The sequence below is a fragment of the Streptomyces sp. NBC_00829 genome (assembly GCF_045161795.1).
Classification (GTDB): domain Bacteria; phylum Actinomycetota; class Actinomycetes; order Streptomycetales; family Streptomycetaceae; genus Streptomyces.
This window is the reverse complement of sequence record NZ_CP108867.1, coordinates 5,860,859-5,882,709: the sequence shown is the minus strand read 5'-3', so window position 1 is coordinate 5,882,709 and position 21,851 is coordinate 5,860,859. Positions and strand designations below refer to the sequence as shown.

Sequence of the window (21,851 nt, the reverse complement as noted above, 5' to 3'; positions counted from 1 at the left end):
CCTGTCCCGGCGTGGGCCTCAGCCACAGAAGAGATCTATTCGGTCAGTTGGGCGGCAACCCGAGCCACGGACGCGGTTTCCGTGTTATTGATCTTCTGATCGCGCTGCATCTCGCGCGCGTACTGAACCAGGTCATGGGGTCGCAGCGTCGCCAATCGCGTGCGCGCGACCTCCAGCAGCGCGGCTGCGGAATCCAGTAGTCCGGACTCATCGAGGGGACGCGCCGGCAACCCCATCCCTTCAAGGAGCAGCCGCGGCACGGCTCGCGCCAAGTGGGATCCGCCTATCTCCCTGACAGTCAGGGAAAGATGAACCGACAAGCCCTGGTCTCCCACCGCAGAATGGGCGTAACCACGCGGGATGTAGAGCACCTGGCCCCTGGCCACCTTGGCATTCAACAAAACGGGACCGGCTTCTCCCGAGACCGGCCCGGCACGCCAGTTGTGATCGGGAGGACCGCTTCTGACGGTCCACAGCTTGCTGCCCGCCACCTGCAGGAGGAATACGTCCGCATCATCTCGGTGAACTGGAAGTCCCTGACCGCCTGGCGGTGTGATGAAAAAGAAGGCTTCCACTCGTCGGTCCGTCTCATCCGCGAGACGCGCCACCAATTCGGCCGTGGGACGGTGCCACTGCTCGGTGTTCCGCAAGAGAAGGGTTGCCCCCTCCTCCAGGAGGGTCAGTATCGCGTTACTGTCAGCGAAACCAGAGGTTGCCGTCGAGAGCACCTCACGCGCTTCCGTGTATTCCTTGAGCGCAATGTCTCTGTCCGCCCGAACCATCTCGACATAGGGTGATCTGAGCGTTCCCCCGGCCAGGGCGGCATCGATGTCATCAACGTCCATCGGTGTTGGCGGCGCTGTGTCGAATACTACGGGTTCTCGCCGCCAGTATGTGGACATGAATTCCTCGACGTCACCCACCCAACGACGCAATTCCGGTGTGTGCATAAGCTTTTCCTTCCTCCTGAGGAATAGTTTGTCCGACCCTCATGGGCGAGATCCTGCCAGGCGCACGACCGGGTGCCTACCTGCGATTCAACCCTCGACATGCCAAAATCGTCTCGCCGGGCGACGGAGGCCTGAGTTCCATTGGGCTCCGTCCTTCGGATTGACGATGCGTAAAATACTTTCTCGTCCCGAACGTCACGTCAATGCATTACAGACCATTTGCGCGAACCCGCATCGGGGACCACGTCGGCCCCGGCGGCATGGATCCGATGATGTCCGCGGCCCGCACCAGCTCCTCTCCCCCACGGCAGCCGGCAGCCGGTCCGTCAGTGCCCCACGTCGGCCTGACCAAGCACGACGAGACACGACCTGCACGCCGGGACCGCGTCCGGTGTGCACTCCGGCGGGTAGTGCTTCATGATCACTAAGGTGTCCGTCCTCAGATGCCCAAGATCTCCGTGTCACGTGGCCGAGATGCCCGGTGCACACCACCCCGGTCCGCGTCGCAGCCGTCCACAGACCATCGGTCCTGGCGGGCGCGACAAGCACACCGCTGCCCCAGCGGGTTCGGGGCTGGTGGCCGGCACGGTCTCGGCTCAGGCCGGGAAGGCCGCAGAGGCCCGCCTCTACGACTGTTCCGCGGCGTTGATTCCCCGTATATCTCCGATAGATCGCACGGTGACTGCCTGGTCACTGTCCCCTGTCACTGTCCTTGCACGGCAGGTCCGAATAAGCAGAATGGAGACCCGACCATGAACAATCAGCAGACCTACACGAATTCCCTCATGCGGCGCGTCGCGGCCATCGCGCTGGCGGCCATCGCGCTGGCGTCCGTCGCGACCGTGGGGCCACTGGCTGGTGGCGGATCACACGACGTCAGGAATCAGGCCACCGTCGCGGTTCAGACCGACGGCACGCCCCAAACGCGTTGGAACGGCACCGGATCCTGACGGGCCACCATACCCGCACCAACACGTATTCACGGAGGAATTCAGGTGAACCTGAGGCCCGAAAAGCATCCGCGCCTGCCGGCGGTTGAGACGGGAGAAGAACCACTTCTGCTCGACGAGCGGCAACGCAAGCTCATCTCGCTGCTCGTGGCCGGCCACACCGATTCCAGCGCTGCCCAACGACTCGGGATAAGTCCCCGCACCGTAACCAATACCTTGCGAGTCCTGATGAACAGACTCGGTGTCGACAACCGCTTCCAGCTCGGCGTCGCCATCGGCTGCCGGATGCGGCTACCGCGCGGACGCCTGGGGTGACGACACGTCCTGGGGCCAATTAATACGCCGCGACCCCAGACCTTCCGACTGGAGATCGCTCTATGCTAACGAACCAGGGAGTCACTGTGGGCTCGGCCAATACGACACTTCCCCTACTCACCCTACGCGAGAAGGAGGTTCTTTCCCTCCTCGCCGAAGGCCTCACCTACGACGCCATCGCCCGGCGACTGGGGATCAGCACGCACACCGTCGACACCCACCTACGGCGCCTGCGCGCCAAGACCGGGGCGGCCAACCGCACACAACTCGCAGTCCTGGCGCATCTCTGGGGATATGTGCGTGTCCAAGGTTCCGACTGACGGCCTGGCCAAGCGTCTGGGCGCTCTCTGTCTGTCGCTGCCGAATTCCGGCGCCGACCGGCTGTTGGCGCTGCTGTGGCTGCCGGCTGCCGGGTGCAGGCAACGAGCAGGTCTGGATGACTCGCTGTCTCATTACGGGCAACGCAGCTTTACTGCCAGGAAAGACGGCTGGCTGTGAGTCTTGTCAAAGCGACGAGGGTCGACCAACCGAGCTGCCTCTGTAGCCCGCGGCTCCACCAGCCGTTCCAGCACGAAGCCGGCCGCGAGAAGCTCGCTCAGAAACTGCTCCAGCGTCATGCGCCAGTAGTTGATGGCGAAGCCCTCCCCGATGGGGAGCTCAACCCGTTCGTGGGCGAAGTAGGAACCGCCGAAGAAGGTCCATTCGCTGGTGGGGTGGGTGGTGGAGACGATCAGCGTGCCGTCTGCCCGCAGCACACGCCTGAGCTCGGCGAGCAGTTGTCCGCGTGCGTCTATGTGGTGATAGACGAGCGCCATCACGGCGAGGTCGAACGACTGGTCTTTCAAGAACACCAAAGGCTCTTCCAGATCGTGGTGGTGCAGGATCGCACGGTCTCCAAGACGCTCGTGCGCGGCGCGCAGAAGGGTCTCGCTCCCTTCGACACCGACGACCTGCTCAGCCCCCATCCTCAGTAGCTCGGCGGCATAGTGGCCGGCCCCACACCCAAGGTCCAGAACCCGCTGTCCGGTCACGTCGCCGGCCAACGCCAGCATGGCTGGTCGATCGGTATGAGCGTTATAGGCGTGCCCTGTGGCTACAGCGGCGAAGTGCTTGCCCATGTCACCGTGGTAGGCGGTCTCGGCTCTCATTGGCATAACGTTTCTCGTCATGCGATGCCGAGCATCGCGTGGTGGACGCCGTCGCCTTTCAGGCGACAGTCACGCAGAATCCTGCAGCTCTTCATCCGGGCGAAGGCGTGCTCGACGCGGGCGCGGACCTTGCGGTGCGAGGTGTTGTGTTCCTCCTTCCAGGCCGGAAGGTCAGAGCGCCGCTGCCAGGCCGAGGGCTCAACCGGAATCGTGGGGGCGGAGCGTGTCTGCCTGCGCGGCCACCTTGGCCAGCCCCTTCGCCCAGTGTTCCACGTGGCCGCGGATGTCGGTCGAGTGCACCGGCAGACGCAGTGCACGCTCCACGTAACGCAGCGAGCCGGGGAATTCGTCTGCCCGGTAGTGCCGGTAGCCGGCGCCTTTTCCGACGGGTGGGCCAAAGGTCCCGGAGTGCCAGCCGGGGTCCCTGAAGACCGGCTGGCAGTGCAGTGGCGCCGACCGTGGCCGCGACAGCGGCACGCCCTCTGCGACCGCCGCCCGCACGAACAACTCGGCGGACAGACCGCCCAGTTCCTCCGGTACGTAGAGGGGCTGGTAGCTGTAGTAGCCGAGCTGGTCCATGTAGGGACGGCGTACGGGCGGCCGGATCCCGGGGATGCCGACCAACAGCTGGGTCCAGCAGGTCGTAGTTCGCCTGCCGGACACGCAGCGTCTCCGGGAGAGCCCGCAGGGGGCCGCGGGCCAGGACCGCGCCGACCGGGTGCATGCGCAGGTTGAGACCGAACCCGGTGGCGGCGAAGCGCGCGTACTCGGCGCTGACCACAGCCTGTTCGGCACGGTCCAGGAAGTGCCCCAACATCACGGCTCGTTCATAGACCCTCTGGTTACCGGTGAGCAGGATGCCACCGGTCCCCGCGCTCACCGTTTTCTTGGCCTGCAGACTGAACGCGGCTGCGTCGCCGAAGGACCCCACGTGTGCCCCGGCGCACACCGCGCCGTGCGCCTGCGAGCAGTCCTCGACAACAGCGAGCCCATGCTGCCGCGCGAACGCGGTCACTGCTGGCATGTCGGCGGGCACGCCGTTGAGGTGGGTGACAACGACGGCTCTGGTCCGGGGGGTCAGATGCCGCTCCAGGTCGGCCGGGTCGAGGTTCCCGGTCCGCTCGTCGACGTCGACGAGTACGGGCACGGCGTTCACGGCGAACAGCGGCATCACGGTGGCGAGGAAGGTATAGGTGGGCGCGAGCACCTCGTCGCCCGGCTCCAGACCGATCCCGAAGAACGCCGAATACAGCGCGGACGTACCGGAATTGACGGCAAGCGCATGGCGCACCCCGACCAGCAGCCGGAACTCCTTCTCCAGCTCGTGCACCTGGCCCTCGTCACCGACGTAGGCGACCTCGCCCCGGCGGAGCATCGCCGTGACAAGGGCGAGGTCCTCCTCGGCCGTTGGCTGCGGTCCCGGCTCGGTCAGCCTGTCCGTCGTGGGTGTACCACCGAGCAACGCCAATGTGGTGGTGTGCAGGGACATCACGGCATCCTCTCGTGTGCGAGGGGTCTCGCTCCGTCCGGAGCCGATGGATCGGAGCAGGGCGCCGCTGGAGCTGCTTCGGCAGTCCCCACCGGTGCGGGGGTGGCCGGAGGCGCGCCGAGGAGCTGAGCGAGGGCGACCTCCGCGGAGCCGGTGCGGACCGTGTGCACCCCCTGTGCCGCGAGGCGGGCCAGCAGCGGTCGGTTGACGGCGGCGACGTCCCGGTGACTGCGGACAGTCCAAACCAGCAGGCTCCAGGCACTGCCCGGGGTCTCCCGATTGCCGTTCCACAGCCCCGTCCGGGTGACCAGGCGGCGCAGGGTACGGCGTGCCACCCGCGTCAGGGCCACTCGGAGCGGGACGTCCAGCCACACCACCGCGTCAGCGCGCGAGGCGAGCACGGAGTGTGCTTCGTGATACTGGCCGTCGGCGATCCACGCCTCCCCGGCGGCCATCTCGGCCACCGCGGCACAGAACCGGTCGCCGTCGGCCCGGGTCCACCCGCGATGCCAGAAGAACGCATCCAGCTCGTGGTGTGGGCGGCCGAGCCGCTCCGCCAGTTGCCGGCCCAGCGTGGTCTTGCCCGCGCCGGGCGGCCCCAGCAGCCAGATCCGCCGTGGCACCGGCGCGGGCTTGGGCGTCGGCCCCGCGCCGTCCGCTCGTTCGGGAGCGGGGGTCACGTCGGTGTCCCCCGAGCCGCCATCGAGGAGAAAATCAGGAGCCCCTTCGCGGCGTACCGAAGTCTTATGCTGTGCGGTCCCGGAACGCGGTACGGCGACGCGCCGCTGACCAGAGCGGAAGCAGGCGGCCTTCCGGCAAGGCGGCGCCGCCTTGCCGGAACGGGCGGGGTCGAATACCGCACGGAGCCGAAGCGGACGGTCTGGCCCCGCAGCACCTGTCCATCTCCCCAAGACGTGCACCACGTCGGCTCAACTTGTTCCACGTCTGCCTCTCCATTCTGTCGACGGGCTGCCGGGGTTGCCCGTACCCACCCGAGGGGCCAGCCACGGCCCGTCTGGCACGGCTTCGGGAGAGACCGGATTTGGTTGACCGCACGGTGGACTGGCGCAAAATCGCCGTTTTGGAAATTTGCCGGAACGTCACTCCTGAAGGCAGCCTTGAGAAACTCAACACAAACCCGGTTCACCCGAAATGACTAACGAGACATAAGCGTAGACAGGGCGGTAATCAAGGCTGCGCATTGCGCATATCCTGTGTGCCGCGAGGCTCCTGAAAGAAATAACCGTCCACCCCGGCGGGGATGGTTTCAGCAGCTCAGCAGATAGCGACCGTCCGCTCCGGCCTCCGGCCTGCCGGCTGCCAGGCAGGCGGTAGCTCGCCCACCTTTGCCTCTTTGGATCCGAGCGTTTTCCGAGGCCGATGTCGCCTGGTCGTGATCTGCGCCTGGCTGCGGTTTCGGGAGTCGCTCAGAATCGGACGTGAAATGATTGCCGAACACCCTGACACCAGCCTGGCGGCACTGCCCACCAACGACGACTACCGGCTGGGTACCGACGCCTACACCGATGAGCAGCGGACGGCGGTTCTCGCAAAGCTGGAGGGGTATCTCGGCGAGCAGCGCGGGCGTCTGCTGGGCTATCAGGTCAACCTGTCGCTCGACGGCCACGCCACGCTGGGACGTTTCCTGGGCTACCACATCAACAACATCGGGGACCCGTTCGTCGACAGCAACTACAGCCTGCACTCGCGGTGGCTGGAGCGGGCGGTCCTGGAGCACTACGCCCGCCTGTGGCACGCCCCGCTGCCCGAGGACCCAGCCAGCCCGCGCGATGAGGACGGATGGGGGTACGTGCTGTCCATGGGCAGCACCGAGGGCAACCTGTACGCCATGTGGAACGCGCGCGACTACCTCGACGGCAATGCCCTGGTGCGCGACGAGGTCTCCGGCGACGCCAGCTGCCGTACCAGCTACCTGCGGGCCAAGCACCCCGACGACAACCCCAACGCCTACTCCCCGGTGGCGTTCTTCTCGCAGGAGACCCACTACTCCCACATCAAGGCCATGCGGGTGCTGGACATCCCGACCTTCTACGACCTGGGCGGAAGCCTCTACCCAGGCGAGTGCCCGATCGACCTGGCCGGCACCGGGATGCAGACGTACAACGGCTGGCCGCTCGGCGGCGTCCCGACCACCGGCGGTGACGAGGGACCCGGCACCGTCGATGTCGACGCGCTGGCCGCCCTTGTGGACTTCTTCGCCGCCAAGGGCCACCCCGTCCTGGTCAGCTTCAACATCGGCAGCGTCTTCAAGGGCGCCTACGACGACGTCCAGTACGCCTGCGAGCGCCTGCGTCCCATCTTCGAGAGGCACGGCCTCGTCGACCGGACCGTGCGCTTCGATCCTGACGACCCCTCTCGGGTCAGTATCCGCAACGGCTACTGGATCCACGTCGACGGAGCCCTCGGCGGGGCCTACGCCCCCTACCTGGAGAAGGCCCGCAACGCCGGGCTCATCGACAGCGCGCCCCCGGTCTTCGACTTCCGGATCCCGGAGGTGTCCTCGATCGTCACCAGCGGTCACAAGTACCCCGGCGCGCCGGTCCCTACCGGGATCTACATGTCCCGCGCGGGCTCCAAGCTGCGCCCGCCGTCCGACCCGGCGGTCGTCTCCTCCCCCGACAGCACCTTCGCCGGCTCCCGCAGCGGATTCGCCTCCCTGGCCATGTGGAATCACCTCGCGCAGTTCAGCGAGGAGCAGCAGGTACGGCAGGCCGCCGAGGTCCTGCGGATCGCCGAGTACACGGCGGAACGCCTCAGGAGCCTCAGCGCGCAGTTGCAGGAACGCGGCGAGCCCTGGGCCGAGGACGGCATCGAGGTCGGCCACGGCGACCACGCGCTCAGCGTCTGGTTCCAGCAGCCCAAGGCCGAGATCACGCAGAAGTACTCCCTGGCCTGCGTCCCCCTGAACCTCGGCGGCCACCGCCACGACTACAGCCACGTCTACGTCATGCCCCACGTCACCCAGGAACTCATCGACGAACTCCTCGAAGACCTCTCCCGCCCCGGCGCCTTCGACCGCTCCGCGGACACCGACGCCGAACGGCCCCCGCTCCCCCACCAACGCTGACCCGATACCGGCGGCTAGAGATCGGCGATGACGCGTCGGCAGGCACGGTTCATTCGCCCGCGGTGTCCTCGGCCTCCCAGCGAAGCAGGTCGCCCGGCTGGCACTTGAGCACCTCGCAGAGCGCGGCGAGCGTCGCAAAGCGCACCGCCTTGGCGCGGCCGTTCTTGAGTACCGCCAGGTTGGCGGGCGTGATCCCTACGCGGTCCGCGAGCTCGCCCACGGACATCTTCCGCCTGGCCAGCATCACGTCGATGTCGACGGCGATCGCCATCAGATCACCTCATCCAACTCGGCCTGCATCTGCGCCGCTTCGACGTCGCGCGCGACGGCCTGGGCGAGCAGCATCCGCAGCACGAGCACGATGAGCGCGACTCCCAGGATGGCCACGCCAATCCCGCCCATGATGAGGGTGACGCCCGGGTCGTCCCGCTGGCCGGGCGCATTCAGGGCCGTGACTGCGAACCACACGAGAGCAGCCGCAACGATCGCGCCGATGATGACGTCCACGTAGCGGAAGGCGGCGTGGGAGAACACGGTTCCGCGTCGCACCATCGTTACCAGTCGCCATACACAGACCAGGGCGACCTGGGCCGTCCCGATGCCCAGGATCGTGATCACGCGCAGCGGGGTCAGCGGGAGCGACCCGTCCTCCGGGTCACTCCCGCTGACCAACGCCCACACCATCAATGCCTGTACGAACACGGTGCCGGTGAGCACCACCACGAGCACGGCGCGCAGCGCGCGCACTGTCAGCTTTCCCATGACCCATCCTCCCATCGAACTACGATGGGAATCTATCGAATCTCGATAGGCGAAGCAAGGCCTGGGCCGGAGGGCGGGCGGCGGTTTCGCACCATGGCGGGATGCCGCCGCCCCCTCCCGCGGCATGGCGCGATGCGAAGGTTTTCGATCTTGCCGAGTCGACCTCGCTTAACCACAAATCGGACGCCATACGACTACGCCGAAGCCTTGGCCTCAGCCCCGCTTCCGCTATCTCGGCTCACCAGAGCTATCGGAGGGGTACACGCCGGGAGAGGCATCGCTTCAGACTCAGGTATCGCGGCGTGGTGACCCGAATGCTCCAGGACAGAGGGTGCTTACGCCTGCTCCAACTTCAGATCCGCCCATCTCCGGCCCCAATTTTCATGGCTACTCTCATGGCTACGTACGTAGCCGCGCGGTCCGGTTTGAACCGGTGTGAAGCGGGGTCTGGTCAAGCAGCCTGATCTACGAGAAAAGGACCCCTGGTCAGGAGAATTAACTGGTCAGGGTCCCTATGTACGGCCCCTCGCCCCTTGCGGGGCGAGGGCGAGAGACGAGTCGGGCTGTACGCCGGGTTCTGTCACTCGGTCGCCTCGCGGCGGCCGAGGAGACGGCCATCCATCTAGGGCCGGCGTTGCCGCCGGCCTCGTGCGGTCCACCCGCGGACTCGGGCGGGCAGCCCTCGAACGTCCGCGCAGGGCCGCCTGTTACAGCGCCCCCTCTTGACCTTGCTCCAGGTGGGGTTTACCTAGCCGCCTGAGTCACCTCAAGCGCTGGTGGTCTCTTACACCACCGTTTCACCCTTACCGCGGACCGAAGTCCCCGGCGGTCTGTTTTCTGTGGCACTGTCCCGCGGGTCACCCCGGGTGGCCGTTAGCCACCACCTTGCCCTGTGGAGCCCGGACGTTCCTCGGGAAGATCCTGGGATCTTCACGCGGCCGTCCGCCCGGCTCGTCTGCCGTGGCGACCATGCTACCTGCCACGGGCAGGCACGAAGCCCGCGGAGCGGTCCCCCGGGCCGCCGTGAGCGCAGCGTCCGGATCTTCCTGGCCCTGACGCGGCGTCAGGGCTTCCGGCGGCGGCCAGTCACCTACACCCGCTCGGCACACGGGGATCCGCCACACGGTCCTCTTCCGCGTCGACGATCCCTCCCGCACTCGTCGCGGAGGTGAGGCGCGCGACCGTGTCTACGCGGGCGCGAACTGCGCCTTCGCCGTCCCCGGGTCCGCCTGTGTGAGCCGGACCCGCAACCGCTCACCCAGCGGCAGCCTCCCCTCGCCGCTCACGATCCGCGCCACCACCGCCGGGTCCTCCAGGTGAACCGTCCCGACCTCCGGCTCGTCCTCCGTCACATCCACCACATACGCCTCGAAGACCTCGCCGACCCGCTCCTTCAGTACCGCGGCCTCGACGAGGTCGACGCATTCGCGCTCCACCGTGTTGGCGCGCCGGGAGCCGTCAGCCATCTCCTTCGGCAGCGCGTCCAGCGCGGCCGAGACCCACTGGGGAGGCTCATGGCCCGCCACGGCGGCGACGCACAGTTCGCCCGCGTACCGGTCGACGAGCCGTCGCAGGGGAGCGGTGCAGTGCGTGTACTCGTCCGCCACAGCCGCGTGGACGGCGGGCGAGGGGAGCTCGCCATGGGTGAAGGAGCTGTATCCCGCGCCGCGCAGCAGGCTGGTGCACTCCTGGAGGAAGGCGGCGTGACGGGCGTCGGACGGGTCGAGGGAGCGGACCACGTCGGCGTACGAGACATGGTGCGGCCAGTCGATGCGCAGGGCCTTCGCCGAGCGGCGCAGCCGGGCCACCGCGCCGCCCGGGGCGGTGGGCAGGGTGCGCAGGATGCCGGCCTCCGAGGCGATCATGACGTCGGCGGCGGCCATGCCGGTGAGCAGGGAGATCTGGGCGTTCCAGGCGTCGGCGGCGAGCGGGGCGCGGTATTCGAGGGCGTACGAGCCGTCGCGCTCGACGATCTCCTGCTCGGGGACGTTCAGGGAGATCCCGCCGCGTTCGCGCTCCAGACCCTCGCGCAGCAGGCCGATGACCTTGAGCAGTGCCAGTGGCTCCTCGGCCGTGCCCGTGTCGATCTGCCGCTGCACGCCCTCGTAGTGGAGTTTGGCCCTGCTCCTCACGAGCGCACGCCGGACCTCGGCCGCCACCGTCCGGCCCTCGGCGTCGAGGTCGATCTGCCAGAGCAGCGCGGGCGCGGTCTGGTCGGGCAGCAGGCTGGCCGCGCCGTCGGAGAGCACGGGCGGATGCAGCGGAACCTTCCCGTCGGGGAAGTAGAGGGTCTGGACGCGGCGGTGGGCCTCCGCGTCGAGCGCACCGCCCGGGACGACGAAGGCCGCGACGTCGGCGATGGCGTACCGCACGCGATAGCCGGTACCACGGCGCGAGAGGTGCAGCGCCTGGTCGAGATCGACCGAGTGCGGCGGGTCGATGGTGAAGAACGGGATGTCGGTGGCGTCGTGGTCGGGCAGGCAGGGGGCCTTCGCGGCCGAGGCAGCCGCCGCGAGGACCGCGGGCGGGAAGTCCTGCGGCACGTCGAGCCTCGTACGCAGCTCGCCCAGGGCGACCCGCAGCGGAGCCTCGGGTGCGCCGGTCATGTGCATCGGACGGCGTGGCATGGACCGAGCGTATGGCGGGGTGGGGCGCTCGGCACCCCGTACGCTGGCGCGGGGGCCGCGCCCCCCGTCCCCGTACGTACGAAGGAGTTGTGCCGTGCTCGTGCTGTTGCCGCCGTCGGAAGGCAAGGCCTCTTCCGGGCGCGGTGCTCCGCTGAAGCCGGAGTCGCTGTCGCTGCCGGGTCTGGCCGGGGCGCGCGCCGCGGTGCTGGACGAACTGGTCGAGCTGTGTGCCGCGGATGAGGACAAGGCGCGGGTGGTCCTCGGGCTGAGCGAGGGTCTGCGCGGTGAGATCGCGAAGAACGTGGAGCTGCGGACCGCCGGGGCCCGGACGGCCGGGGAGATCTACACGGGTGTGCTGTACGACGCGCTCAGCCTCGCGACCCTGGAGCCGGACGCGCGGCGCCGGGCACGGCAGTCGCTGCTGATCTTCTCGGGGCTGTGGGGCGCGGTGCGGATCACCGACCGCATTCCGCCGTACCGCTGCTCGATGGGTGTGAAGCTGCCGGGGCTGGGCGCGCTCGGGGCGTACTGGCGGGGGCCTATGGCGTCCGTCCTGCCGGAGGTGGCCGGTGACGGGCTCGTCCTCGATCTGCGCTCCTCCGCCTATGCGGCGGCGTGGAAGCCCAAGGGTGAGGTGGCGGGCCGTACGGCGACGGTTCGGGTGCTGCACGCGCACCGGGTCGACGGGGTCGAGAAACGGTCGGTGGTCAGCCACTTCAACAAGGCGACCAAGGGACGGCTGGTACGGGACCTGCTGACCGCGGGCGCCAGGCCGTCGGGTCCTGCGGAGCTGGTGGAGACCCTGCGGGATCTGGGATACGTGGTGGAGGCGGAGGCGCCCGCGCGGGCGGGGCGGCCCTGGGCCCTCGATGTGGTGGTCAGCCAGATCCACTGATTGCACCCTCCGCAACGCTCGTTGCGTGGAATGCAGGTGCCTGGGCAGGATGAGGACATGACCTCCGTCCTGGACCTCGCGCCCGTCGTTCCCGTCGTCGTCGTCGAGGACCCGGCCGATGCCGTACCCCTCGCACGGGCCCTCGTCGCCGGTGGTCTGCCCGCGATCGAGGTCACGCTGCGGACACCCGTCGCGCTGGAGGCGATCCGGGCGATCGCGGACGAGGTGCCCGACGCGGTGGTCGGCGCGGGCACGGTGATCTCGGCGGCCGGCGTCGACGCGGCGGTGTCGGCCGGGGCACGGTTCCTGGTGAGCCCCGGGTGGACGAAGCGGGTACTGGAGGCGATGAAGGCGTCGGGCGTGCCGTTCCTGCCGGGGGTCTCCACGGCGTCCGAAGTGGTAGCGCTGCTGGAACGGGGCGTGAGCGAGATGAAGTTCTTCCCGGCTCAGGCCGCGGGCGGCACCCCGTACCTCGCATCCCTCGGCGGCCCGCTGCCTCAGGCCCGCTTCTGTCCGACGGGCGGGATCTCGCTCGCCTCCGCGCCCTCCTACCTGGCGCTGGACAACGTGGGCTGCGTCGGCGGTACGTGGATGCTCCCCGCCGACGCGATCGCCGCGAAGGACTGGGCCCGGGTCGAGACGCTCGCCGCACAAGCGGCTGCGCTCGGGCGGACTCCAGGGTGGCAAGCCACCGCCGCCAGGTGAACTTCAAGGGCGACGCGCTCAGCTGAACTCCAGGAACGACGCGCTCAGTCGAAATCCAGGGCCAGGTGATCCGCCAGCGGGCGGTAACCCAGGCGCCGGTAAAGGGCGTTGCTGGTGGGGTTGGCCAGATCCGTGAAGAGCAGCACCTGCTCCGCGCCCGCCTCCAGCGCGTCCCCGCTGACGGCGGCGGTGACCGCGCCGGCGTATCCCCGTCCGCGCAGCGCGGCCGGGGTGTAGACGGCCGAGATCCGGGACTGCCCGGCGAGCAGCGGGGAACGGGCGGCCATCGACACCGGCTGCCCGTCCGCCTCCCACAGGAACAGGCATCCGTCGGCGACGCGCCGGGTGATGTTCTCGGTGTGGTCGACCCCGGCGTCGCTGCCGATGTCCGCGGCGAAGCCCCGCATCCATGCTGCGACGAGGGGCACATCGGCAGGGCCGGCACGACGGGCGCGGCCGGGCGGGGCGGGCCGCTGGGGTGTCAGGGCACCGAGCCGGAAGAGCCGGTGCCGCGCGCCGACGGTCCAGCCGTGCGGGGCCCACGCCTCGGCGAAGGCCTGGACGTCGCCCTGCTCGCCGCGGACCCCGCCCAGCTCGACACCGGCGTCCCGCAGGGCGAGGGCGAGCGACCGCGCGAGTGTGTGGCCCATGGGCCCGAGGGACGGCGGCAGGGGCGGCGTCTGTACGAACGCCCCCTCGGCGCCGCCGGCTTCCTCGTACCACCCGAACCGTGCGTCCTGCGAGCCGCCGAAGGCCCGCGGCCCGTGCCGCCGCAGGGTCTCGGAAACGGTGAGCAGGACCGTGCAGCGGGCGGGGTCACGCGTGAGGCAGGGGTGGGCGGCGCGGCGGAACGTGCCGACGTCGTGGGTCAGATGCCAGGTCATGGGCCGAGGTCCTTCCTGTGACCGGGCACCGCCGGGACCCCGCGCCTCCGATCGCGGGCGGAGCTTGGTCTTCAAGCCCGTCCGGCCGGGGCCCGGGGCGCGCCCCGGTCATGAGGCTCAGCGCAGGTGGGACGTGTCGTTCAGCAGCCGCAGCGACGCGTTGCCGTCCGAGTAGTACGCCACCGCCGACACCGACGCCGCCGACAGCTCCATCCGGAACAGGGACTCCGGCGGAGCCCCCAGCGCCAGGCGGACCAGCGTCTTGATCGGCGTGACATGGGTGACCAGCAGGACCGTGCGGCCCATGTAGCGGGTGGTCAGCCGGTCGCGGGCCGCGGCGATCCGGCGGGAGACCGTGGCGAAGCTCTCGCCGCCGCCCGTGGGCGCCACCTTCGCGGAGGCGAGCCAGGCCTTGAGGTCGTCGCCGTACCGCTCCTGGACCTCCGCGAAGGTCAGGCCCTCCCACGCGCCGAAGTCCGTCTCGCGCAGGCCCTCGTCGATGCGGACGTCGAGGTTCAGACGGGTCGCGACGGCCTCGGCCGTCTCCCGGCAGCGCTTGAGCGGGGAGCTGACGATGTCCTGGATCGTGCCGCGCGCCGCGAGGGCTGAGGCGACCGCCTCGGCCTGGCGCAGACCCACCGGGGACAGCGACGGGTCGGTGCCCCCGCTGCCCGAGAAGCGCTTCTCGGGGGTGAGGGGTGTCTCGCCGTGGCGCAGGAGCACGAAGGTCGCGGGTGCGCCGAGGTCCGCCGGGCCCCAGCCGACCGACGGGCCGGCCTCTTCGGTCGCGGCGCCGGGCCCGTCCGCGGAGATCTCCGCGGACGAGGGGGACGAGGGGGACGAGTCCCCGGTGGTGCCGCGCCCCGTGAGCGCGGCCCTGGCCTTCGCAGCGCCGGCCGTCGCGTCGCCGACGACCCGCGCCGCCTCGGCGTCGCGCGCGTCAAGAGCGGCCGTGGAGCGCGACGGCTCCCACTGCTTGCCCTTCTTGCCCGCGTCCATCGCCTCGTTGGCCAGCCGGTCCGCGTGCTTGTTCTTCTCGCGCGGGATCCACTCGTAGATCACCTGGGAGGACGGGAGGATACGGGCGGCCTCGGCCGCCAGCGGCTTCATGTCCGGGTGCTTGATCTTCCAGCGGCCCGACATCTGCTCGACGACGAGCTTGGAGTCCATGCGGACCCGGACCGAGGCCGTCGGATCCAGCGCCTTCGCGGCCTTCAGCCCGGCGATCAGGCCCTTGTACTCGGCGACGTTGTTGGTCGCCACGCCGATGTACTCCGCCGCCTCCGCCAGCGTCTCCCCCGTCCTGGGGTCGATCACCGCCGCGCCGTACCCCGCCGGACCCGGATTCCCCCGGGAGCCGCCGTCCGCCTCGACGACGAACTCCCGCATTACAGACCCGACTCGGACGTGCGGACCAGGATCCGGCGGCAGTTCTCGCAGCGGAGCACCGTGTCCGGGGAGGCCGCCTTGACCTCGTTCACCTCGGTGATGTTCAGCTCCAACTGGCAGCCCTCGCAACGGCGCTGGTAGAGGCGGGCCGCGCCCACCCCGCCCTGCTGGACGCGCAGCTTCTCGTACAGCTTCAGCAGATCCGCGGGAAGGGACCCCGACACGACCTCGCGCTCCCTGGTGACCGTGGCGGCCTCGCCGTCGATCATCTCCTGCGCGGCGTCCCGGCGCGCGGTCGCGTCGTCGACCTTGGCCTGGACGGAGGAGACCCGCCCGGTCAGCTCGGTGACACGTTCCTGGGCTGACTCACGGCGCTCCATGACCTCCAGGACGACGTCCTCCAGGTCTCCCTGGCGCTTGGCGAGCGAAACGATCTCGCGCTGGAGGTTCTCCAGGTCCTTGGGCGAGCTGACCGAGCCCGAGTCGAGGCGCTGCTGATCGCGTACGGCGCGCTGGCGCACCTGGTCGACGTCCTGCTCCGCCTTGGTCTGCTCGCGGGCGGTGTCGCTCTCCTCGGTCTGCGCGGCGACGAGCAGGTCGCGCAGCTGCGTGAGGTCCTTGTTCAGCGACTCGATCTCGGCGTGCTCGGGCAGAGACTTGCGCTTGTGGGCGAGCTGCGACAGTCGTACGTCGAGTGCCTGGACGTCGAGGAGTCGGATCTGGTCGGCGGGCGCGGCGTTCAGTTGGGGGCTCCAGGAGAAGAGTGGTGGGCGGACCAGGGGTCGGTGACCGTGTGCGAGACGTGGACCCGAAGGCCCCAGCCGTGCCGGTCGGAAATCGCGTCGAGCTGGGCGGCGGCCTGCTCGCACCAGGGCCACTCGGTGGCCCAGTGCGCGGCGTCGACCAGCCCGAGAGGTGAGTGCTGGGTGGCCTCGGAGGCGGGGTGGTGGCGCAGGTCGGCGGTGAGGAAGGCGTCCACGCCCGCGGCCCTTACGGCATCGAAGAGGCTGTCCCCGGAGCCGCCGCTGACCGCGACCGTACGCACGGTCATCTCCGGGTCGCCCGCGAGCCGGATGCCCTGTGTGGTGGCGGGCAGCCGCTTGGCGGCACGGGCGGCGAACTCGGCGAGCGTCTCGGGATGGTCGAGCTCGCAGATCCGGCCGAGGCCGCTCTCGGCCACGAGGGGTCCGACGATGCGGAGGTCGAGTGCGCCCGCGAGAGCGTCGGAGACCCCGGGATCGGCGGTGTCGGCGTTGGTGTGCGCGACATGGAGCGCGATGTCGCTCTTGATCAGCGTGTGCACGACGCGGCCCTTGAACGTGGCCGCCGCGACCGTTGTCGTACCGCGCAGATAGAGCGGGTGGTGCGTGACGATCAGCTGGGCGCCGAGGGCGATCGCCTCGTCGGCGATCTCCCGCACCGGGTCGACCGCGAAGAGCACACGGGTGATCTCCGCGTCCGGGTCGCCGCAGACCGTACCGACCGCGTCCCACTGTTCCGCCCGTTCGGGGGGCCAGAGGGCGTCGAGCGCGGCGATGACTTCAGACAGACGGGGCACGGGGGAAAGGCTACCTGTCCTTGGTGGACCTGTGGCCTGGGCTCCTGCCGGATCCTTCCCGCCGCGGTGGCAGGGGCCCTTCCGGCCGGTGCGCGGGCCGGTCCGCGACCGGAACCAGGCCGGCGCACGGGCAGGCCCCTGGCCGGAGACAGCCCGTGCACCGGGCCGGTCCGCGGCCGCGGACCGGCCCACGGCCGGCTACTTCTTGACGAGGAAGCCCCGGAGGTCGTCGAGGACCTTGTCCGCCGCGGTGACGCCGAGCCCGAGGTACCAGGTCTCGTCCGGAACGTCCTTGGCCTGCCCCGCCTTGACCGCCTTCATGCTCTTCCACAGCGGGTTGGACTGCGCGGTGTCCCGCTTGGTGGTCCCGGGGTCGCCGTACACGCCGGTGAAGATCCAGTCGGCGTCCGCGGAATCGATCTTCTCGGGGCTGATCTCCACGGCGAGGTCCTCGACCTGCTGGTTCGCCGGCCGCGGCAGGCCCGAGTCCTTGAGGATGGTGCCGATGAAGGACGCCTGGGCATACAGGCGGATCTTGCCGGGCATGTAGCGGACCATCGAGACGGTCGGCTTGGTGGCCCCGATGTCCGTGCCGAGCTGCTTCGCCTTCTTCTCGTACGCGCCGAGCTTCGCCTTCGCCTCGGCGGTCCGATCCAGGGCCGCGGCGTTGAGGAGGTAGTTCTCCTTCCAGGTGAAGCCGGGGCGGATGGAGAAGACGGTCGGAGCGATCCTGGACAGCTCCTTGTACTTGTCGGCCGCGCGCAGCTGGCTGCCCAGGATGAGGTCGGGCTTGAGGGCCGCGATCGCCTCAAGGTTGAGGTTGTTGATGGTGCCGACGCTCTTGGGGCTGCCGGCTTCCTTCCTCAGATAGCCCGGGATGCCCTCGTCGCCCTCGGTGGGGGCGTAGCCGATCGGCTTGACGCCCAGCGAAGCAACGTTGTCCAGCTCGCCGACGTCCAGGACCACGACCCGCTTGGGCGCGGTCTTCAGCTCGGTGGTGCCGAGCGCGTGGGTGACGGTGCGCGGAAACTGACCGGGCGCCGCGTCCGTCCCCATCGCCGCGGTCTTCGTCGCGGCGTCGCCGAAACCCTTCCCGCCCTGGGCGACGGCCTTCTTGCCACCGTCGTCGGCCTTGCCAGAGGAGTCCTTGCCCCCGTCCCCACCGCCGCAGGCGGCGAGGGAGAGCGCGGCGGCAAGGGCGAGCGCGGCGGCGGTGCCACGGCGGAGTAGAGACATGACGTGCTCCTGATGCAGTACTTAGGGATGCCTAACCTTAAGCACCGGTTTCCCGCTGAGCACAATCACCCCCTCCCCCTCAGGCGAATCCCCGCACGGCCACCCTTATGTGTGAAGTGGGCTGCCACCTGTTGTTCGGCAGGAAGTGCGATACCTAGCTTCAGTCACCGGAGGTGACGAGCCGGTCACACACTTCGGCCCTTGGCGCGACCCGGGGCCGTGCCTCTGCGGGGGCACCGTGCGACCGGACCGAGCCGTCGTCGAGCGAGGTGACCTTGATGGATGCGTTCCGTGCGGGAGAGCAGAGCCACCCGGCCGTGCTGCGCGCGAGGAGGGTCCGATGACAGCCGTTGCCTTCGAGAGGGCCGCGGAGGACGGAGCCGCGGGGAGTACGCAGTTCACGATCAGCGCCGACGGGACCTACGCGGCCCGGCTCGCGGGGAGCGGCGACGCGTTGTTTCCGGAGCGGTGGACCCTCGACGGCCCCGAGCCCTATGCGGTGCCGCTGCCGCTGGGCCAGCCCGAGGAACGGGACGCCGAGGTGCAGCCGCTGGCCGACGGGCGGGTGCTGATCCGGCGGCGAGTGGAGGGGCGGCACGCCTTCTCCCTGCTCTACCCCACCGGTCCCGGCACAGGTGAACTGCCGCTCGGCGGGATCGAGTCGCCGGAGCTGACGCTGCTTCCGCCCTCGCCGGACGGGGTACGCGCCTACGCTCTGGCACCGGGGACACTGTCGACCGCGGTCTGGCTGGTGGCGGGAGGTACGTTCGGACCGGAGCACGTCGCCGAGGTCCCGGGGCGCTGCTCCGGGGGCGTGTGGCTGGACCGTACGGGCCGGATGCTCGCCCTGGACCAGCAGTTGGACGGCGGCCCGGTGAAGGCGGTGGCGGTCGACCTGGAGCGGGGCGGGGAAGCGACGCCGCTGCTCCAGATCACCGACGACAGCGACGACCGGCTGCTGCTGGCCGACGCCGACAGCGGCCTGCTGCTGCTCCGCTCGAACGCCCCGGGTCACGACCGGCTCGGCTGGGGCGTCCTCGGGAGCCTGCTGCCGGTGCGCTTTCCGGAGTGCCTGCGGCTCGCGGACTACGCGGTGACGCCGTTCGCGGTGCAGCCCGGTCAGGTGCTGATGCCCGAGAGCTGTGGGGTGGCGCTGCGCATCGACGGCGCCGCGGGGAGCTGGCTGGGGCTCTGGCGCCCTTCGGAGCGGCGGCTGCTTCAGCGGTCCGTTCCCGGCGGCTGGCTGGCGGGGTCCGGGCTGTGGAGCCGGGAGGGTTCGCTGCTCCTTCCGTATGCGACCGAGGCGGTGCCATGCGGGGTCGCGCGGATCGAGGCAGACGACACGATCACACAACCGGCACATACGGAACGCGCAGGTGGGGAACCGTCCGGGGGCGCCGGGACTCCTGCTGTGCACAGGCCGGTTCCTCTGCAGGAGGCGCCCCTCACCGGGCGCATCACCCCTGGTTAAACTTTCGGCCTTGCACGACGTAACTCAGCAATCACGACGGGGGACTTCCCACATGTCTGAAGCACGAACCGACACGACCCAGGAGCGGCCGCAGGGAGCAGCCGCCGCCCAGGCCGAAGCCGGCGGTGCCGGGAAGCATCGGGGCGGTGCGGCCACGACGGAGAATTCGGCGGTGCCGGCACACGGCAAGCACCGGAAGGTGTCGAAGTAGGAGCGCCTGACAGTGCGGGAGGGAGCCGGATGTCCGGCTCCCTCCCGCACGTGTGTGCCCCGGGCGTGCGCGAGCGCGGCACGATCCGAACGAGAGGCCCAGGGTCTTTCGTTCAAACGAGAGACGCTAGCCCTTCTTGAGGCCGAGCACCTCCGCCGCCGCGAATGTCTCGTTCGGCGGGCGGTCCGCGTAGTGCGGGGTGAGCAGCGCGTCCAGTTCGTCGTAGCTGAACGCTTCCTTGGCGGTGTCGAACTTCGCCGCCACCCTGGGACGTTCCACGATCGCGACCATTCCGCCGTGCACCACGAGCAGTTGGCCGTTCACGCGCGCCGCGGCGGGTGAGGCCAGATAGCCCACGAGCGGGGCGACATGCCCGGGGGCGAGCGGGTCGAGCCCGCCGTCCACCGGCTCCTGGAAGCCCGCGAACACGTCTTCGGTCATCCGGGTCCTGGCGCGCGGGCAGATCACATTGGCCCTGACTCCGTACTTGGCCAGCGCGAGTGCCGTGGAGGTGGTGAGGCCGACGATGCCGCCCTTGGCCGCCGCGTAGTTCGGCTGCCCCGCCGAGCCCGCGAGGAACGCCTCGGACGAGGTGTTGACGATCCGCCCGTAGACCGGCGCCCCCGACGCCTTGGAGCGCTCGCGCCAGTGCACCGAGGCGAAGTGGGTGGTGTTGAAGTGGCCTTTGAGGTGGACGCGGATCACCGAGTCCCACTCGCTCTCGTTCATCGAGAAGACCATCCGGTCGCGCAGGATGCCCGCGTTGTTGACCAGGATGTCCAGCTTTCCGAAGGTCGTGACGGCGAGTTCGACGAGGTCGCGGGCCTGGGCGAAGTCGGAGACGTCGCCGTGGTGGGCCACGGCCGAGCCGCCCGCCGCGCGGATCTCCTCGGCGACCTCCTCGGCCGGGGTCGCGGACGCCTCGCCAGAGCCGTCCCGGCCCGGCCGCCCGTAGTCGTTGACGACGACGCACGCCCCGAGGCCGGCGAGTTCGAGCGCTTCGGCGCGCCCGAGGCCGCGGCCCGCTCCGGTGACGATCGCGGACAGTCCGTCGAGTGGCAGTGACATCCGATCCCTTTCAGATCTCGGCTCAGGTTCAGATCTCGATGCAGGTGCGCAGCGCCTCGCCCGTGCGCATCTGGGCCAAGGCGTCGTTGATCTCGGCGAGCTGCACCCGGTGGGTGATGAGGCCCTGGAGGTCGATACGGTCCGCGCGCCACAGGGCGATGGCCCGTTCGTACGAGGTGAGCACATCGCCGCCGCCGTACATGGAGGGCAGGATCCGCTTCTCGTCGAAGAACAGCTCGAACATGTTGAGCTGGAGGAAGTCGTCCATGGCTCCGGCGCCGACGATGCACAGGGTGCCTCCGCGCCGGGTCGTCTCGTACGCCGTCCGCGCCGTGGCGGACCTGCCGACGACCTCGAAGACGTAGTCGAAACCCTCGCCCGCGGTGATGCGCTGCCTGGCGTCGGCGAGTTCGTCGGGCGAGACGGCTTCCGTCGCGCCGAACCTGAGCGCGGCCTCGCGCCGGGTCGCGACCGGGTCGACGGCGACGATCTGGGCCGCGCCCTTGAGCCGCGCGCCCTGGATCGCGGAGATTCCGACGCCGCCGCAGCCGATGACCGCGACGGACGAACCGGCCTTGACGTCCGCGGTGTTGATGGCCGCGCCGAGCCCGGTGGTGACTCCGCAGCCGATCAGCGCGGCGATGTCGAAGGGCACGTCCTCGGGGATCTTGACGGCGCACCCGGCGTCGACGACGACCTCCTCGGCGAAGGTGCCGGTGCCCGCGAAGCCGAAGACATCGCCGCCGGGGCGCTTGAAGTTGGGCGTGCCCGCGTTCATGAACCCGGCGAGGCACAGCTGGGTCTGGCCGCGTTTGCAGGCGGGACAGGCACCGCACGCGGGCAGCCAGCACATCATCACCCGGTCGCCCGCGGCGAGGCCGCTCACGCCGTCGCCGACATCGACGATCTCGCCGGCGCCCTCGTGGCCGGGGACGAAGGGCGCGGGCTGGGGCAGCACGCCGTTCATCGCGGAGATGTCGGAGTGGCACAGGCCGGTGGCCCGGACCCGGACCTTGACCTTGCCCGGGCCGAATCCCACCGCCTCGACGTCGTCGAGGACTTCGAGTTTGTCCTGGCCTGTCTCCTGCAGTACGGCTGCGCGCAC

The 21,851-nt window shown here is 69.7% G+C and carries 22 protein-coding genes, 1 other RNA gene and 2 pseudogenes; 8 read left to right on the top strand and 17 right to left on the bottom strand.

The window, feature by feature from the left end; all coding sequences use genetic code 11:
• Window positions 1–35 precede the first annotated feature (35 nt).
• Entirely contained in the window at window positions 36–950 is a 915-nt protein-coding gene (locus tag OG293_RS26140; protein WP_406001212.1) for a JmjC domain-containing protein, read from the bottom strand.
• Window positions 951–1,702: 752 nt separating this feature from the next.
• Between OG293_RS26140 and OG293_RS26135 the strand changes: the two genes are divergently transcribed.
• The 3 genes from OG293_RS26135 to OG293_RS26125 all read left to right on the top strand — a co-directional run bounded on the left by OG293_RS26135 (window position 1,703) and on the right by OG293_RS26125 (window position 2,535).
• Window positions 1,703–1,900: a hypothetical protein gene (locus OG293_RS26135; protein ID WP_406001211.1), complete on the top strand. Its 198-nt coding sequence runs from the start codon at window positions 1,703–1,705 to the stop codon at window positions 1,898–1,900.
• Window positions 1,901–1,945: 45 nt separating this feature from the next.
• Window positions 1,946–2,215 carry a helix-turn-helix transcriptional regulator gene (locus OG293_RS26130; RefSeq protein WP_406001210.1) on the top strand — a complete coding sequence of 90 codons (270 nt, stop codon included), beginning with the start codon at window positions 1,946–1,948 and terminating at the stop codon, window positions 2,213–2,215.
• 62 nt (window positions 2,216–2,277) lie between these two features.
• Window positions 2,278–2,535, top strand: a complete 258-nt coding sequence (locus tag OG293_RS26125; RefSeq protein WP_406001209.1) for a response regulator transcription factor — start codon at window positions 2,278–2,280, stop codon at window positions 2,533–2,535.
• 132 nt (window positions 2,536–2,667) lie between these two features.
• Here the strand turns inward: OG293_RS26125 and OG293_RS26120 are convergent, their stop codons facing one another.
• The 5 genes and pseudogenes from OG293_RS26120 to OG293_RS26100 all read right to left on the bottom strand — a co-directional run bounded on the left by OG293_RS26120 (window position 2,668) and on the right by OG293_RS26100 (window position 5,532).
• Window positions 2,668–3,333 carry a class I SAM-dependent methyltransferase gene (locus tag OG293_RS26120; RefSeq protein WP_406001208.1) on the bottom strand — a complete coding sequence of 222 codons (666 nt, stop codon included), beginning with the start codon at window positions 3,331–3,333 and terminating at the stop codon, window positions 2,668–2,670.
• A gap of 47 nt (window positions 3,334–3,380) precedes the next feature.
• A pseudogene (locus OG293_RS26115) lies at window positions 3,381–3,542 on the bottom strand (transposase); the annotation flags it as partial.
• A 19-nt stretch (window positions 3,543–3,561) separates the two neighbouring features.
• The gene (locus tag OG293_RS26110) at window positions 3,562–4,026 is read right to left on the bottom strand and encodes a hypothetical protein (protein WP_406003862.1); all 465 of its coding nucleotides are present in this window, start codon (window positions 4,024–4,026) and stop codon (window positions 3,562–3,564) included.
• Between the two features lie 16 nt (window positions 4,027–4,042).
• Window positions 4,043–4,738, bottom strand: a pseudogene (locus OG293_RS26105) (DegT/DnrJ/EryC1/StrS family aminotransferase); the annotation flags it as partial.
• A gap of 113 nt (window positions 4,739–4,851) precedes the next feature.
• Window positions 4,852–5,532 (bottom strand): shikimate kinase, encoded by a 681-nt coding sequence (locus OG293_RS26100; RefSeq protein WP_406001207.1) that lies wholly within the window; start codon window positions 5,530–5,532, stop codon window positions 4,852–4,854.
• A gap of 764 nt (window positions 5,533–6,296) precedes the next feature.
• Here OG293_RS26100 and OG293_RS26095 point away from each other — a divergent pair.
• Complete coding sequence (locus tag OG293_RS26095) at window positions 6,297–7,940, top strand: histidine decarboxylase (protein ID WP_406001206.1); 1,644 nt, start codon at window positions 6,297–6,299, stop codon at window positions 7,938–7,940.
• A 49-nt stretch (window positions 7,941–7,989) separates the two neighbouring features.
• Here the strand turns inward: OG293_RS26095 and OG293_RS26090 are convergent, their stop codons facing one another.
• From OG293_RS26090 to OG293_RS26075, 4 genes are all read right to left on the bottom strand, one after another.
• Complete coding sequence (locus tag OG293_RS26090; protein WP_406001205.1) at window positions 7,990–8,211, bottom strand: helix-turn-helix domain-containing protein; 222 nt, start codon at window positions 8,209–8,211, stop codon at window positions 7,990–7,992.
• Window positions 8,211–8,702, bottom strand: a complete 492-nt coding sequence (locus tag OG293_RS26085; protein ID WP_406001204.1) for a DUF2975 domain-containing protein — start codon at window positions 8,700–8,702, stop codon at window positions 8,211–8,213. Before OG293_RS26085 ends, OG293_RS26090 begins: the two co-directional genes overlap by 1 nt.
• Before the next feature lie 550 nt (window positions 8,703–9,252).
• An RNA gene (gene rnpB / locus OG293_RS26080) (RNase P RNA component class A) lies at window positions 9,253–9,656 on the bottom strand.
• 233 nt (window positions 9,657–9,889) lie between these two features.
• Entirely contained in the window at window positions 9,890–11,329 is a 1,440-nt protein-coding gene (locus OG293_RS26075) for an RNB domain-containing ribonuclease (RefSeq protein ID WP_406001203.1), read from the bottom strand.
• A gap of 94 nt (window positions 11,330–11,423) precedes the next feature.
• On the opposite strand from OG293_RS26075, the gene yaaA reads away from it, so the two are divergent.
• Window positions 11,424–12,224, top strand: coding sequence for a peroxide stress protein YaaA (yaaA, locus tag OG293_RS26070; protein WP_406001202.1), 801 nt, complete (start codon window positions 11,424–11,426; stop codon window positions 12,222–12,224).
• A 57-nt stretch (window positions 12,225–12,281) separates the two neighbouring features.
• Complete coding sequence (gene eda / locus OG293_RS26065; RefSeq protein WP_406001201.1) at window positions 12,282–12,929, top strand: bifunctional 4-hydroxy-2-oxoglutarate aldolase/2-dehydro-3-deoxy-phosphogluconate aldolase; 648 nt, start codon at window positions 12,282–12,284, stop codon at window positions 12,927–12,929.
• A 44-nt stretch (window positions 12,930–12,973) separates the two neighbouring features.
• Here the strand turns inward: eda and OG293_RS26060 are convergent, their stop codons facing one another.
• The 5 genes from OG293_RS26060 to OG293_RS26040 all read right to left on the bottom strand — a co-directional run bounded on the left by OG293_RS26060 (window position 12,974) and on the right by OG293_RS26040 (window position 17,996).
• Entirely contained in the window at window positions 12,974–13,813 is an 840-nt protein-coding gene (locus tag OG293_RS26060; protein ID WP_406001200.1) for a GNAT family N-acetyltransferase, read from the bottom strand.
• 117 nt (window positions 13,814–13,930) lie between these two features.
• On the bottom strand, window positions 13,931–15,202 hold the full coding sequence (locus tag OG293_RS26055; RefSeq protein WP_406001199.1) for a bifunctional RNase H/acid phosphatase: 1,272 nt from the start codon (window positions 15,200–15,202) through the stop codon (window positions 13,931–13,933).
• The gene (locus OG293_RS26050) at window positions 15,202–15,945 is read right to left on the bottom strand and encodes a zinc ribbon domain-containing protein (RefSeq protein ID WP_406003714.1); all 744 of its coding nucleotides are present in this window, start codon (window positions 15,943–15,945) and stop codon (window positions 15,202–15,204) included. Before OG293_RS26050 ends, OG293_RS26055 begins: the two co-directional genes overlap by 1 nt.
• Window positions 15,942–16,760, bottom strand: a complete 819-nt coding sequence (locus tag OG293_RS26045; protein ID WP_406001198.1) for a Nif3-like dinuclear metal center hexameric protein — start codon at window positions 16,758–16,760, stop codon at window positions 15,942–15,944. The genes OG293_RS26050 and OG293_RS26045 overlap by 4 nt, the downstream gene beginning before the upstream one ends.
• Before the next feature lie 198 nt (window positions 16,761–16,958).
• On the bottom strand, window positions 16,959–17,996 hold the full coding sequence (locus OG293_RS26040) for an ABC transporter substrate-binding protein (protein WP_406001197.1): 1,038 nt from the start codon (window positions 17,994–17,996) through the stop codon (window positions 16,959–16,961).
• Window positions 17,997–18,336: 340 nt separating this feature from the next.
• On the opposite strand from OG293_RS26040, the gene OG293_RS26035 reads away from it, so the two are divergent.
• Window positions 18,337–19,467, top strand: a complete 1,131-nt coding sequence (locus OG293_RS26035) for a hypothetical protein (protein WP_406001196.1) — start codon at window positions 18,337–18,339, stop codon at window positions 19,465–19,467.
• 52 nt (window positions 19,468–19,519) lie between these two features.
• A complete protein-coding gene (locus OG293_RS26030) occupies window positions 19,520–19,678 on the top strand; it encodes a hypothetical protein (protein ID WP_406001195.1) in 159 nt (52 codons plus the stop codon).
• Between the two features lie 126 nt (window positions 19,679–19,804).
• On the opposite strand, the gene OG293_RS26025 is transcribed toward OG293_RS26030, so the two are convergent.
• Complete coding sequence (locus tag OG293_RS26025) at window positions 19,805–20,746, bottom strand: 3-oxoacyl-ACP reductase (RefSeq protein WP_406001194.1); 942 nt, start codon at window positions 20,744–20,746, stop codon at window positions 19,805–19,807.
• Window positions 20,747–20,774: 28 nt separating this feature from the next.
• The gene (locus OG293_RS26020; RefSeq protein ID WP_406001193.1) at window positions 20,775–21,851 is read right to left on the bottom strand and encodes a Zn-dependent alcohol dehydrogenase; all 1,077 of its coding nucleotides are present in this window, start codon (window positions 21,849–21,851) and stop codon (window positions 20,775–20,777) included.

Bases quoted from the DNA above. Each gene is read 5' to 3' on its own strand.
- eda (WP_406001201.1), top strand. From the start codon at position 12,282: ATGACCTCCGTCCTGGACCTCGCGCCCGTCGTTCCCGTCGTCGTCGTC.
- OG293_RS26135 (WP_406001211.1), top strand. From the start codon at position 1,703: ATGAACAATCAGCAGACCTACACGAATTCCCTCATGCGGCGCGTCGCG.
- OG293_RS26030 (WP_406001195.1), top strand. From the start codon at position 19,520: ATGTCTGAAGCACGAACCGACACGACCCAGGAGCGGCCGCAGGGAGCA.
- OG293_RS26090 (WP_406001205.1), bottom strand. From the start codon at position 8,211: ATGGCGATCGCCGTCGACATCGACGTGATGCTGGCCAGGCGGAAGATG.
- OG293_RS26025 (WP_406001194.1), bottom strand. From the start codon at position 20,746: ATGTCACTGCCACTCGACGGACTGTCCGCGATCGTCACCGGAGCGGGC.
- OG293_RS26055 (WP_406001199.1), bottom strand. From the start codon at position 15,202: ATGCGGGAGTTCGTCGTCGAGGCGGACGGCGGCTCCCGGGGGAATCCG.
- OG293_RS26120 (WP_406001208.1), bottom strand. From the start codon at position 3,333: ATGGGCAAGCACTTCGCCGCTGTAGCCACAGGGCACGCCTATAACGCT.
- OG293_RS26085 (WP_406001204.1), bottom strand. From the start codon at position 8,702: ATGGGAAAGCTGACAGTGCGCGCGCTGCGCGCCGTGCTCGTGGTGGTG.
- OG293_RS26140 (WP_406001212.1), bottom strand. From the start codon at position 950: ATGCACACACCGGAATTGCGTCGTTGGGTGGGTGACGTCGAGGAATTC.
- OG293_RS26040 (WP_406001197.1), bottom strand. From the start codon at position 17,996: ATGTCTCTACTCCGCCGTGGCACCGCCGCCGCGCTCGCCCTTGCCGCC.
- OG293_RS26095 (WP_406001206.1), top strand. From the start codon at position 6,297: ATGATTGCCGAACACCCTGACACCAGCCTGGCGGCACTGCCCACCAAC.
- OG293_RS26035 (WP_406001196.1), top strand. From the start codon at position 18,337: ATGACAGCCGTTGCCTTCGAGAGGGCCGCGGAGGACGGAGCCGCGGGG.
- OG293_RS26125 (WP_406001209.1), top strand. From the start codon at position 2,278: ATGCTAACGAACCAGGGAGTCACTGTGGGCTCGGCCAATACGACACTT.
- OG293_RS26060 (WP_406001200.1), bottom strand. From the start codon at position 13,813: ATGACCTGGCATCTGACCCACGACGTCGGCACGTTCCGCCGCGCCGCC.
- OG293_RS26075 (WP_406001203.1), bottom strand. From the start codon at position 11,329: ATGCCACGCCGTCCGATGCACATGACCGGCGCACCCGAGGCTCCGCTG.